The organism is Ectopseudomonas khazarica, assembly GCF_017915135.1.
GTDB classification, from domain to species: Bacteria; Pseudomonadota; Gammaproteobacteria; order Pseudomonadales; family Pseudomonadaceae; genus Aquipseudomonas; species Aquipseudomonas khazarica.
Genome location: NZ_CP068551.1, coordinates 4,351,667 through 4,363,826, shown reverse-complemented (window position 1 = coordinate 4,363,826; position 12,160 = coordinate 4,351,667). Strand labels below are relative to the sequence as shown.

At 67.3% G+C, this 12,160-nt stretch carries 13 protein-coding genes; 3 read left to right on the top strand and 10 right to left on the bottom strand.

Annotation, left to right across the window (positions count from 1 at the left end; translation table 11 throughout):
* Window positions 1-215: 215 nt before the first annotated feature.
* A complete protein-coding gene (locus tag JLK41_RS20535; protein WP_210389708.1) occupies window positions 216-1,571 on the bottom strand; it encodes an 8-oxoguanine deaminase in 1,356 nt (451 codons plus the stop codon).
* Window positions 1,572-1,704: 133 nt separating this feature from the next.
* A complete protein-coding gene (locus tag JLK41_RS20530; protein ID WP_037051010.1) occupies window positions 1,705-2,055 on the bottom strand; it encodes a MerR family transcriptional regulator in 351 nt (116 codons plus the stop codon).
* An 82-nt stretch (window positions 2,056-2,137) separates the two neighbouring features.
* Between JLK41_RS20530 and JLK41_RS20525 the strand changes: the two genes are divergently transcribed.
* Window positions 2,138-2,542 (top strand): hypothetical protein, encoded by a 405-nt coding sequence (locus JLK41_RS20525; protein WP_037051009.1) that lies wholly within the window; start codon window positions 2,138-2,140, stop codon window positions 2,540-2,542.
* Window positions 2,543-2,923: 381 nt separating this feature from the next.
* Complete coding sequence (locus tag JLK41_RS20520) at window positions 2,924-3,388, top strand: REP-associated tyrosine transposase (protein ID WP_210389707.1); 465 nt, start codon at window positions 2,924-2,926, stop codon at window positions 3,386-3,388.
* Window positions 3,389-3,466: 78 nt separating this feature from the next.
* Here the strand turns inward: JLK41_RS20520 and JLK41_RS20515 are convergent, their stop codons facing one another.
* From JLK41_RS20515 to JLK41_RS20505, 3 genes are read right to left on the bottom strand one after another with little or no spacing between them, the layout of a single operon-like run.
* Complete coding sequence (locus JLK41_RS20515; protein ID WP_037051002.1) at window positions 3,467-4,393, bottom strand: ABC transporter permease; 927 nt, start codon at window positions 4,391-4,393, stop codon at window positions 3,467-3,469.
* Between the two features lie 52 nt (window positions 4,394-4,445).
* The gene (locus tag JLK41_RS20510) at window positions 4,446-5,549 is read right to left on the bottom strand and encodes an ABC transporter permease (RefSeq protein WP_210389706.1); all 1,104 of its coding nucleotides are present in this window, start codon (window positions 5,547-5,549) and stop codon (window positions 4,446-4,448) included.
* Window positions 5,550-5,559: 10 nt separating this feature from the next.
* The gene (locus JLK41_RS20505; protein WP_210389705.1) at window positions 5,560-7,107 is read right to left on the bottom strand and encodes an ABC transporter ATP-binding protein; all 1,548 of its coding nucleotides are present in this window, start codon (window positions 7,105-7,107) and stop codon (window positions 5,560-5,562) included.
* Between the two features lie 97 nt (window positions 7,108-7,204).
* On the opposite strand from JLK41_RS20505, the gene JLK41_RS20500 reads away from it, so the two are divergent.
* Window positions 7,205-7,486, top strand: coding sequence for a hypothetical protein (locus JLK41_RS20500; protein WP_210389704.1), 282 nt, complete (start codon window positions 7,205-7,207; stop codon window positions 7,484-7,486).
* Window positions 7,487-7,565: 79 nt separating this feature from the next.
* On the opposite strand, the gene JLK41_RS20495 is transcribed toward JLK41_RS20500, so the two are convergent.
* From JLK41_RS20495 to JLK41_RS20475, 5 genes are all read right to left on the bottom strand, one after another.
* On the bottom strand, window positions 7,566-8,126 hold the full coding sequence (locus JLK41_RS20495) for an MFS transporter permease (RefSeq protein ID WP_037050998.1): 561 nt from the start codon (window positions 8,124-8,126) through the stop codon (window positions 7,566-7,568).
* A gap of 182 nt (window positions 8,127-8,308) precedes the next feature.
* Window positions 8,309-8,995 carry an SDR family oxidoreductase gene (locus JLK41_RS20490; RefSeq protein WP_210389703.1) on the bottom strand — a complete coding sequence of 229 codons (687 nt, stop codon included), beginning with the start codon at window positions 8,993-8,995 and terminating at the stop codon, window positions 8,309-8,311.
* Between the two features lie 45 nt (window positions 8,996-9,040).
* Entirely contained in the window at window positions 9,041-9,601 is a 561-nt protein-coding gene (locus JLK41_RS20485; protein ID WP_210389702.1) for a DUF922 domain-containing protein, read from the bottom strand.
* Entirely contained in the window at window positions 9,598-10,182 is a 585-nt protein-coding gene (locus tag JLK41_RS20480) for an IMPACT family protein (RefSeq protein WP_210389701.1), read from the bottom strand. The genes JLK41_RS20485 and JLK41_RS20480 overlap by 4 nt, the downstream gene beginning before the upstream one ends.
* Before the next feature lie 71 nt (window positions 10,183-10,253).
* The gene (locus JLK41_RS20475) at window positions 10,254-12,137 is read right to left on the bottom strand and encodes a PhoX family protein (RefSeq protein ID WP_210389700.1); all 1,884 of its coding nucleotides are present in this window, start codon (window positions 12,135-12,137) and stop codon (window positions 10,254-10,256) included.
* Window positions 12,138-12,160 lie beyond the last annotated feature (23 nt).

Sequence of the window (12,160 nt, the reverse complement as noted above, 5' to 3'; positions counted from 1 at the left end):
CGGAGCCGTATTGGTGCGTGGCAGGCGTGCATGTCGTGTTGTGGTGCGTCGCGCCAGCCCTCGCATGGAGGACACGATGGTCGTGGCGAACGCCCCTCCCACAGGGTGGCGCTGTTCTTGTGGGAAGGGCCGCGTGGGAGGGGCTTCAGCCGTGACTGGCCCTATGGCCTGAGGGCTTGGTATCGCTGGCTGCGATCCCGCCTGTGAAGACGAGGTCAGCCGGCGATCAGCTCGCGCGCCGCCTGGCGGTGGTCGGCGATCAGTTGCGCCACGTCCAGGCCTTCGATCTGCCCGTCGACGACCCGCCAGGTGCCGCCGATCATCATCCGGTCGGCGCAGTCGGCGCCGCACAGCAGCAGGGCGGAGAGCGGGTCATGGCTGCCGGAGAAGCGCAGCTCGTCGAGCTTGAACAGCGCCAGGTCGGCCTGCTTGCCCACTGCCAGCTCGCCGATGTCGCTGCGTCCCAGCAGTTGCGCCGAGCCCTTGCTGGCCCAGCCGAGCACGCGCTGCGGGGTGATCTGCTCGGCCCCGTAGCGCAGGCGCTGGATATACAGCGCCTGGCGCGCTTCGAGGATCATGTTCGAGGCATCGTTGGAGGCCGAGCCGTCGACGCCCAGGCCCAGTGGCGCGCCGGCGGCCTCCAGTTCCACGCTGGGGCAGATGCCCGAGGCCAGGCGCATGTTGGAGCTGGGGCAATGGCAGATACCGGTGCCAGCGGCGCCGAGGCGGGCGATCTCGTCCGGGTTGAAGTGGATGCCATGGGCCAGCCAGGTACGCGGGCCGAGCCAGCCGACGCTGTCCAGGTAGTCCACGGTGCGCAGGCCGAAGCGCTGCAGGCAGAAGTCTTCCTCGTCGAGGGTTTCCGCCAGGTGGGTGTGCAGGCGTACGTCCAGCTCATCGGCGAGCTGGGCGCTCTGGCGCATGATGTCCTGGGTCACCGAGAAGGGCGAGCAGGGCGCTAGGGCAATCTGGATCTGCGCGCCATCGCCGCGCTCGTGGTACTGGCCGATCAGGCGCTGGCTGTCCGCCAGGATCACCTCGCCCTGCTGCACCGTCTGCTGCGGCGGCAGGCCGCCATCGGCCTCGCCCAGGCTCATCGAACCACGGGTGAGCATGGCGCGCATGCCCAGCTCGCACACGGCTTCGACCTGCACGTCGATGGCGTTCTCCAGGCCACCGGGGAACAGGTAGTGGTGATCGGCCGCCGTGCTGCAGCCCGACAGCAGCAGTTCGGCCAGGGCCACCTTGCTGGCCAGGGCGAGCTTCTTCGGGGTGAGGCGGGCCCACACCGGGTAGAGCGTCTTCAGCCAGGGAAACAGCGGCTGGTTGACCACCGGCGCCCAGGCGCGGGTGAGGGTCTGGTAGAAGTGATGGTGGGTGTTGACCAGGCCGGGCAGCACGACGTGCTCGCGCGCATCGAACACCTGCTGGCAGGGTGCTGCGGGCTGCTGGCCGGCGCCGAGCAGTTCGACGATGCGACCGTCTTCGACCACCAGGCCGCCACTGGCGTCCAGGTCGTTGGCGGTGAAGATGGCGAGGGGAGTCTTGATCCAGATACGGGTAGCAGCCATTGAGTGGCTCCTCTGAGGTTGATTTCAGGTAAGCCAGCTCAGTGTTGACCCTGTCTGCTGATCCAGGTGCGTCGCGCGCGACGTGTGGTGACGATAGCTGACTTTCGGGTCAGCATGCAATGCGTCCCGCCTGTCAGCGGCGCAACGGGCAGGTGGTGGCCAGGCGCTGCTGGAGCTCGCCGCGCAGGTGCTGCAACTCCTCGATGCGCTGCTCGATCAGCGCCAGCTTGTCCTGCAGCAGCCGGGTGACGGCCTGGTCCGGGTCACTGGCCTGCCACAGCTCGCCGATGTGGCTGCCGATCTCGCCGAGGCTGAATCCCAGGCGCTGGGCCGTGCGGATATAGGTGACCAGCTGCGCCGTTTCGGCCGGGTAGTCGCGGTAACCGTTGTCATTGCGGCGTGCGGCGATCAGCCCGCGCTGTTCGTAGAAACGCAGCGTGTCACGGCTCACTTCGCAGGCTGCGGCCAATTCTCCGATACGCATGCTCGGCACTCGGTGGGGGTTGACCTTGGAGCATACTCCAGGCTTTAGCCTGAGTGCTCCCTGAATGATTGGAGCATTACCCATGTGGACGCCCGAAAACTATCGCCGGCTGGTACGCGCCGGTGGCTGGTACGACCTGCTGGTGACCGCCGCCTTCGTCACGCCCTGGAGCTTCATGGCCCTGCACGGCCTGCTGCAGACCCTGCACCAGGGCCTTGGCCTGCCTGGCGCGCTGCCGCCGTTCGAGCCGATGCACCTGTTGCTGGCCAACCTCATGGGCTCGATCGTCTGCGTCTGGTCGGTGCTGCGCATCCGTGATCCGCAGGCGGTGTTCGGCCGCTACGACGGGGCGGGTCGCGTGCTGTTCTCCACCTGGCAGATCTACGCGCTGATGCACGGCGCTACGCCACTGATCGCGATCTTCCTGTTCTTCGAGCTGGCCTGGGCGGTCGCACAGCTGTGGCCGGTCAGGTCGCAGCAGGCCTGATGAGGCGGCTTGTCGATTACCCGCCATGGGGCGCGGTGTGGCTGTGAGCGCATCGCGGCTGAAGCCGCTCCTACAGGCATGCGCTGTTCGTGTAGGAGCGGCTTCAGCCGCGATTCATCGGTTTCAATGCCCAGCTTCCGGGGCCGGAGCGACGATACCGTTGCTACCGCAGGAGCCTGGACGCGGTACGAATGGAGCGCGGCAGGGTGGGCAAGCCTGATGAGGCGGCTTGTCGATTACCCGCCATGGGGCGCGGTGTGGCTGTGAGCGCATCGCGGCTGAAGCCGCTCCTACAGACATGCGCTGTTCGTGTAGGAGCGGCTTCAGCCGCGATCGATGATTGCTGCTATACAGAGTCGGTCAAGCTCAGGAGGCAAGGGAATGCTTCTTTCAGGCAAACCGCATGCGGATGCACTGCGCCGTGGGCGATTCTCCGAACCGGCTCGCATCTACTTGCTGACGAGCGTGCTGCTGGGGCGCGAAGCCCTGTTCAAGGATCTTACCCTTGGGCGGCTGCTGGTCGCTGAACTGCGTGAGGCTCATGAACTCGGTCTGGTGCATTCACTGGCCTGGGTCGTGATGCCTGATCACCTGCACTGGCTGGTGCAACTCGAGCGCACGCCACTGAATGAGCTGATGCGTCGGGTTAAAGGCCGCAGCGCGCGGCAGATCAATCAGCGTCTGTCGCGAAGCGGCGCCCTGTGGCAGCACGGTTTCCATGATCGGGCTCTGCGGCAAGAAGAGGATGTACGGGCGGTTGCGCGTTATGTGATTGCCAATCCTATCCGGGCCGGACTGGTGAGGCGGGTGGCTGATTACCCGCTCTGGGACGCGGTGTGGCTGTGAGCGCATCGCGGCTGAAGCCGCTCCTACAGAGGCATGCGTTGTTCGTGTAGGAGCGGCTTCAGCCGCGATTCATCGGTTTCAATGTCCCGGCTGCCAGGGCTGGCCCAGCGATACCGGTGCGTACAGCCGGGTCTTGATCGCATCGCGCGAGAGCAGCACCAGCACCACGATGGTGGCGACGTAGGGCAGCATGGCCAGCAGGTTGGAGGGGATCGACAGGCCGATGCCCTGTGCCACCAGGTGGAGGATGCTGGCCAGGCCGAACAGGTAGGCGCCGAGCAGCACGCGCAGGACCCGCCAGCTGGCGAACACCACCAGCGCCAGGGCGATCCAGCCACGGCCGGCGGTCATGTTCTCCGCCCACATCGGCGTGTAGGCCAACGACAGGTAGCCGCCCGCCAGGCCGGCCATGGCGCCGCCGAACAGCACCGCCAGGGTACGCACGCGCAGCACCGGCAGGCCCATGGCACTGGCGGCGTCCGGGTTTTCGCCGACAGCCTGGATGATCAGGCCGATGCGGCTTTTCAGCAGCACCCAGGTGACCAGGGCGAAGAGGGCGAACGACAGGTAGATCAGCACGTCCTGGGCGAACAGCATGCGCCCGACCAGCGGAATGTCCGCCAACAGCGGAATGACGATGGGCTCGAAACCGGACAGCGGCTTGCCGACCCAGGCGGCGCCGACGAAGGTGGACAGGCCGACACCGAAGATGGTCAGCGCCAGGCCGGTGGCCACCTGGTTGGCGTTGAAGCCCAGCGCCACGGCGGCGAACAGCAGTGACAGCAGCATGCCGGCGGCGATCGCCAGCAGCACGCCCAGCCACAGGCTGCCGGTGCTCAGCGCGACGATGAAACCGATCACCGCGCCGAACAGCATCATGCCTTCCTGGCCGAGGTTGAGCACGCCGCTCTTCTCGCACACCAGCTCGCCCAGGGCCACCAGCAGCAGCGGCGTGCCGGTGCGCACCATGGCGTAGAAGATATTGGTCAACAGATCGAGATCCATATGCGTCACGCCTCAAGCTGCAAGCGGCAAGAAAAAGAAGGATGGAGGTAGGTCACGCGGCGGACTCCTGCTTGCGGCTTGTGGCCTGCAGCCTGAAGCGCCATGCGAAGCGTGGCTTGTAGAGAATCAGCACGTCGCAGGCCAGCAGGTAGAACAGCATCATCCCCTGGAACAGCTGGGTGATCGCCTGCGGCAGGTTGAGGTTCATCTGCGCGTTCTCGCCGCCCAGGTAGAGCAGCGCCATCAGCAGGCTGGCGACGACGATGCCGAGTGGGTTGAGGCGGCCGAGAAAGGCCACGGTGATCGCCGCATAGCCGTAGCCGGGGGAAACCTGCGGCACCAGCTGGCCGATGGGGCCGGCCACTTCACCGACGCCAGCCACACCGGCCAGCGCGCCGCTGACCAGCAGGGCGAACCACACCAGGCGTTTCTCGCGAAAGCCGACGAAGCCGGCGGCGCGGCTGTCGAGGCCGAGCACCTTGATCTGGAAGCCGAGAAAGCTCCTGTGCAGCAGCACCCACACCGCCACCAGGGCCAGCAGCGCCAGGTACAGGCCGCCGTGCAGGCGGCCGTCCTCGCTGAGCAGCGGCAGGCGGCTGGCATCGCCGAACATGGCCGACTCGGGAAAGTTGAACCCGGCCGGTTCCTTCAGCGGGCCGTGGACGAAGAACAGCAGCAGGTTCAACGCAATGTAGTTGAGCATGATGCTGGTGAGGATCTCGTTGGCGTTGAACTGCGTGCGCAGCCACGCGGTGAGTCCGGCCCAGGCCGCGCCGGCGCAGGTGCCGGCGAGCACCACCCAGGCCAGGGCCCAGCGGCTGTCCCAGTCGATCAGTTGCAGGGCCATGGCGCTGCCGGCCAGTGCGCCCATCAGCAGTTGGCCTTCGGCGCCGATGTTCCAGATACGGGCCTGATAGGCCACGGCCAGGCCGAGGGCGCAGAGCAGGATCGGCAGCGCCTTGACCAGCAGCTCGGACACGCCATACCAGTCGCTGAGCGGGGCGATCAGCAGGGTGTGCAGGGTCTCCAGCGGGTCATGCCCGAGCAGGGTGAACAGCAGCACGCCGCTGAGCAGGGTCAGCACGGCGGCGAGCAGGGGCGACAGCCAGAGCATGAGGCGCGACGCCTGGCCGCGGGGTTGCAGGGATAACAGCATGACGGCTCCGTCAGCAGGCCGCGGCAGCGGCGGGTTGATCGAATTCACCGGCCATCCAGCGGCCGACTTCCACGGTACTGACCTGCGCGGTCTCGCTCAGCGGCGACAGGCGCCCGCTGCACAGCGCACCGATGCGGTCGCTGATCTGGAACAGCTCGTCGAGGTCTTCGGAGATCACCAGGATCGCCGCGCCGGCATCGCGCAGGGCAATCAGCGCGCGGTGGATGGCGGCGGCCGCGCCGACGTCCACGCCCCAGGTCGGGTGCGCGGCGATCAGCAGCCTGGGCTGTTGCAGGATTTCCCGGCCAAGGATGAACTTCTGCAGGTTGCCACCGGACAGGCTGCGCGCGGCCGTGTCGGCATCCGGGGTCTTCACCGCGAAGCGGCGGATGATCTCCTCGGCCAGTGCACGCACCTTGCCCCGCTGCACCAGGCCGGCCTTGACCAGACCCTGGCCGAAGGCGGTGAGCAGCGCGTTGTCGACCAGGCTCATCTCCGGCACCGCGCCGTGGCCGAGGCGTTCGGCGGGGACGAAGGCCTGGCCCAGCTGGCGCCGTGCGTCCGGGTACAGGTTGGCCACAGGCGCCGCATCGAGGCTGATGCGTTCGCGCTCGGCACGGGGCAGGCGGCTTTCACCGCTGAGCAGGGCGAGCAGCTCGTCCTGGCCATTGCCAGCCACCCCGGCGATACCGACGATCTCGCCACAGCGTACCTCCAGGCGAATGTTCTGCAGCGAGCAGCCGAACGGGTCGGGGTTGTGCCAGCTGAGGTCATCCACGCGCAGGCGTGGCAGGCCGCCGCTGACTTTCGGGTAGCTGCTTTCCAGGCCCTCGGCGTCGCCGACCATCAGCCGTGCCAACTGCAGATCGCTGCACTCGGCCGGTACGCAATGACCGGATACGCGCCCGCCACGCAGCACCGTGGCGCTCTGGCACAGCGCGCGCACCTCGCCGAGCTTGTGGCTGATGAAGAGGATGCTGCAGCCTTCGGCGGCCAGGCGGCGCAGGGTGACGAACAGCTCGTCGGCTTCCTGTGGGGTGAGCACCGACGTCGGCTCATCGAGGATCAGCAGCTTGATGTCCTGCATCAGGCAACGGACGATCTCCACCCGCTGGCGCTCACCGATGGACAGGCTGTGGACCAGGCGCGTCGGTTCCAGCGCCATGCCGTAGCGCTGCGATACCTCGCGAATCCTTGGTTCCAGCTGTTTCGGCGTAGCGGCGTCCGCGCCCATCGCCAGGGCGATGTTCTCGGCGACGCTCAGGGTCTCGAACAGCGAGAAGTGCTGGAACACCATGCCGATGCCCAGGCGGCGCGCCATGGCCGGGTCGCGCATGGTCAAGGCGTCACCCTGCCAGCGGATCTCGCCACTGCTGGGCTGGGTGACGCCGTAGATGATCTTCATCAGGGTGCTCTTGCCGGCACCATTCTCGCCGAGCAGGGCGCGTATCTCGCCGGGGGCGATGCTCAGGTCGACGCGGTCGTTGGCCAGGCAGCCGGGGTACTGCTTGCTGATGGACGTCAGCTGCAGACGCGGGAAATCGGGTGAGGCGGACATGGAAAGCGCTCATGGAAGTAACTGAGCGGGGCTAAAGCAAAAACTTGGCCAGAGAGTCAGAAAAGCCTGGCAGGGGGCTTGCCGCCTGGAGTGACGGATGCCCATGCCCGGCATTGGTGCGCGCCGATCCATCGTGGGCATCCCGCGCACCGTATTTGCGCGTGCCTCGGCAGGCGTCACGATGCTTGTCACGAATCCGTGGGACAGGCCTTGGCCGCGACTGCGACTTGCTGGCAGTCTGGGTTGCATGTCCGGCATCTGCCCTCGCTCAGGAGACTGGCGCCTGTACATGAAGGCCAGGGCCCTGTTCGAGGGGGTGTTTGCCGCGTTCTTCGGCTGCGCCGCGTTCGAGCTGCTGGTCAGCGAGATCAGGGCGTAGGGTGGATAGCGCGAAGCCTGTCCACCCTGGGGCGGGTTCGGTGCGAGCGTGACGCTGCCCGACCGGCAACGCTTCGAGTTCAGAGAAAAACGCCAACCAGTACGAGCATCCAGAGCAGAGCCCCGGGGATGATGAACAGCAGGTTGTAGCCGCTGATTCGGGCGTTGCTCTTCCCGGTGTCATCGCCGCTGGCCTGGTTGGCGTGCTGCTGGATCTGCGCCAGGGGAAGGGCGGGGACCGCCACGCAGCCGATCAACAGCAGCAGGTCGAGAACACCGTTCTGCATCTCCACGCGGAACAAGCCATTGTTGGCCACGGCCAGGGCGACGTAGAGCCAGGCGGTGCCCGAGTAATCCCACGACGCCAGGCCCTGGCGCTGCTTGTGTTCACTGATCAGACGGCACAGCGAGTGGGTGAAAAAAATCTGAAAGATCGAGCGTGCTGCCGGCGCGATCTTCCTGGGCAGCATCGCGGCGCGTTGGCTGTCCCACTGCTTGTAGAACCAGTAGATGGCGTACAGGCCGAAGGTGGCGAAATACAGCAGATGGAGCTTGTCCCTGGAGGTGACGAAGAAGGCGCTACGGGAAGGGGATTGTTCGTCCAGCAGTTCGGCTTTCGGGGGCTGATACAGGTTGTCCATTTACCTAGACCCAGGTCGTGGTTGGGGAGGCTCGCATCCTGCGAGTGTGTTCAAGGCCGGTAAGGTACAACGATCACGCGCCCCGGGTTGTGCGCTCGGGCGCGAAAGTGCTTCGTTCGGCTAAAAGACCGGGGCGGGCAGGCGTTGCCCGCCCCTGATGCTGCACGCGCGAAGGGGAGGCGTTACCAGGGCAGCGGGTTGCCCTCGTAGTCCTGGTAGCGCAGCCCGGCCTGGCCTACGGCGGCGCTGACCTGCGCGACCATGCCCTTGCAACTGCTGGCGATATCCAGCGGGGCATCGGCGCCGCCCATGTCGGTGCGCACCCAGCCCGGATGCATCAGCAGGACCCCGAGGCCGGGGTTGTCCTGAGTCCGCACGAAGCACTGCGCAAGGTGGTTGAGCGCAGCCTTGCTGGCGCCGTACAGCGGCATGCCGAGACCCGCACCGGCCTCGATGCTGCCGAGGATCGAACTCATCAGCACTATCAGCCCGTGCCCGCTGGCCAGGTTCGCCAGCAGGCGCTCGGCCACGCGCAGCGGGGCGACGGCGTTGGTCAGGAACAGCTGGCCCATTTCCTCGGAGCTGGCCTGTGCGGTGCTGTGGTGCGACGGGCCGGCGACCCCGGCGTTGACGAAGATGACGTCGAACTGCTGACCACTCAGGCGCTGGGCCAGCTGTTCGAGGCTGGCCGGGTCGGTCATCTCCAGCTGCTCCACACGCACGCCGGGCAGTGCCAGCAGCGGCGCCTGCTGTGCGGCGCTGCGCACGGTGGCGGTAACGGCCCAGCCCTGGGCGACGAATTCACTGGCCAGGCCGAGGCCGAGGCCGCGTGAGGCTCCGATGATCAGGATGGATCGGGGCGCGGTCATATCAGGCTCCATGAGGGATGAGAGGGACGGCTCAGCATAGCGCAGTTACTCCGCCAGCCAGGCACCCTGGCTGCGACCATGGCCGGTGTCGCGGTCGTAGCCACGCTCCCGTTCGACATACCGTTGCAGCACGGCATTGGCGCGCTGGTTGGCGTGCCGTTGCAGCTCGCTGCAGCTGGGGGACTCAGCCGTGGCCAGCAGCGCGGCATCGATGTCGGCGGCGGCCGCCTGACCGATGCGGTAGTGCCCCAGCTCATGTTCGCGCAGCGCCTGCAGGTAGTGCGCGAAGCGCTGGCGTTGCCGGGCGTCGCCACCGCCAAGGCGCGGCAGGGTCACCTGTGCGCTCAGCCGGGTGCGGCTCAGCGTCAGGCGGCAGCGTCCGTCGCGCGCCTCCTGCCACCAGTAGTTCCACGTCACGCCCCAGCGCGTATAGGCATGGTAGACCTGCCCGTTCTGGCGAATCGTCGAGGCCTGGCTGAGTGCCTGGCGCAAGGACTCGCCGGCGGCGATGGTCACGTCGTAGTACTGGTACTGCAGCTGTTCTTCCACCTGCGCCTGTGCGCTCAGGCTCATGCCCAGCAGCAGGAGCGGACGCAGGCGCTTCATGGTTTGTGCAACTGCTCGCGGCCACGGCTGATGTCGGCCAGCAGGCGGGCCAGGGCGTCCTGGCGTTCGGCCGGGACGGCCAGTTGCAGGCGCGCACCACTGGCATCGTACTCTTCGCTGGCGAGTTGGGCGTCGAACTCGCCCAAGCGTGCCTTGAACAGCGGCAGCTCGGCGAACTGCAGGTGACAGCTGAGCGCCAGGCGCGTCACCAGTTCCTCGCGCTCGCCCAGCTGCAGGCATCTGGCCGCGCTGCCGCCGTAGGCCCGTGCGAGGCCACCGGTGCCGAGCTGGATGCCGCCGTACCAGCGGATCACCAGCACGGCCACCTGGTCGCAGTCCTGTCCTTCGATGGCGGCAAGGATCGGCCGGCCGGCGGTGCCGCCGGGTTCGCCGTCGTCGTTGAAGCGGTACTGGTTGCCGACCTTCCACGCCCAGCAGTTGTGCGAGGCGGCCAGGTCACTGTGGCGGTCGATGAAGGCCTGGGCCTCGGCGGCGCTGGCGACCGGCGCCGCGAGCGCGAGAAAGCGGCTCTTGCGGATCTCCTCGCGGTATTCGCTGGGGCCGAGCAGGGTACTGGGCATATCGGTTGGCCGGACAATGAAAAACGCCCGCCAGTATAAGCCTGGCGGGCGTCATGCTGCGCGGCCTGGCGTCAGGCGCCGATCACGCCGCCGTCCTCGCGGCGGATCACCACCACCGTGGAGCGTGGGCGCATGCCGTCGCGGTGGTCAGGGAAGCTCGACTGGCCATCTTCGCCGGGATGCTGCACGCCGACGAACAGGGCGCGCTGGTCCGGGGCGAAGGCCACGCCGGTGATCTCGCAGCCGCGCGGGCCGACCAGGAAGCGGCGGATCTCGCCGCTGAGCGGCTCGGCGCAGAGCATCTGGTTGTTGCCCATGCCGGCGAAGTCACCCGCGTCGCTGTAGTTGCCGTCGGTCTGGATCCACAGCCGGCCGTCCTTGTCGAAGGCGAGGCCATCGGGGCTGTTGAACATGTTGCCGGCATTGACGTTGGCCGAGCCGGCATTGGCGCTGCCGGGATGTGCCTGCGGATTGCCAGCGACCACGAACAGGTCCCACTCGAAACGCTCGGCGGCCGCATCACCACCGGCTTCACGCCAGCGCAGGATCTGCCCGTAGACGTTGTTGGCGCGTGGGTTGGCCGCGTCCACCGGCTGGCCTTCCGTGCCGCGCTGGACGTTGTTGGTCAGGGTGCAGTAGACCTGGCCGTCTTTCGGGCTGACGGCGATCCACTCCGGGCGGTCCATGCGCGTGGCGCCGACCTGGCTGCCGGCGGCACGGGCGCGGATCAGCACGTCGCCATGGTCGCTGAAGCCGTTCTCGCGGGTCAGGCCGTTGTGACCGAAGGCCAGCTTGAGCCACTGGCCGCTGCCGCGCTGCTCGCCTTCCTGGCCGCCGAGACGTGCGACATACAGGTCGCCGTGGTCCAGCAGGTGGCGGTTGGCGGCAGGGTCTTCGGCCTTGAAGCGATCACGGCTGACGAACTTGTAGATGAACTCGCCGCGCTCGTCGTCGCCCATGTACACCACCACGTGGCCGTCGCGGCTGGTGGTGATCGCGGCGTTTTCGTGCTTGAAGCGGCCCAGCGCGGTGCGCTTGATCGGCCTGGACTGCGGATCGAACGGATCGATCTCGGTGACCCAGCCGTGGCGGTTCACTTCGTTGGGATGACGGCTGATGTCGAAGCGCTCGTCGTACAGGTGCCAGCGGTTGTCGCTGGCGCCTTCGAGCTTGACGCTGTAGCGCTTCTGCGCGGGCGTCAGGGCCAGCGTGGCGTCGCTGCTGCCGAAGCAGTCGGTGAAGTTTTCCTCGCAGGTCAGGTAGGTGCCCCACGGGGTCATGCCGCTGGAGCAGTTCTGGAAGGTGCCGTGCGGGGCGATACCCGCCGGGTCGGCAGCGGTCTTCAGCAGGTCGTGGCCACGCGCCGGGCCCGCGAACTCCATCGGCAGGTTGGCGTGGATACGGCGGTTGTAGGGCGAGCCCTGGACGAACTGCCAGGCGCCGGCGGCGTCACGACGCACCTCGATGATGGTGACGCCCACGGCCGCCTGGGCCTTGCGCACGTCCGCCAGCGACTGCGGCGGCTTGCCGTGCTGCAGCAGGTACTGGTAGTTGCAGTATTCGTTGTTGATGGCCATCAGCGCGCGGTCGCTGTCGCCTGGCCAGGGGAAGAAGCTCATGCCGTCGTTGTTCTCGCCGAACTGACCGAGCTGCTCGGCGGCGCTGTGGCTGCCGTCACCGCGGTAGGCGGCGGAGTCGTCATGCAGCGGCTGGCCCCAGCTGATCAGCGGATCGAAGCGATAGCCGGCCGGCAGGGTGATGGTGTCGGCACGGGTGGCGGCCAGGTTGGCGAAGCCGAACGTCGAGTTGGCTTCGGCGATGCCGGCAGCCAGGGCGCTGCGGCCCAGCGGGCTGCCGGCGAGAAACAGTGCGGCGCCGGCCAGGGCGCCGGTGCCGATGAAGCGACGGCGGCTGATCGCCAGGCGCTGCAGGTCGGTCGATTCGTTGTCGTGCATGTTTGGCCACTCTTCGTCAGTTG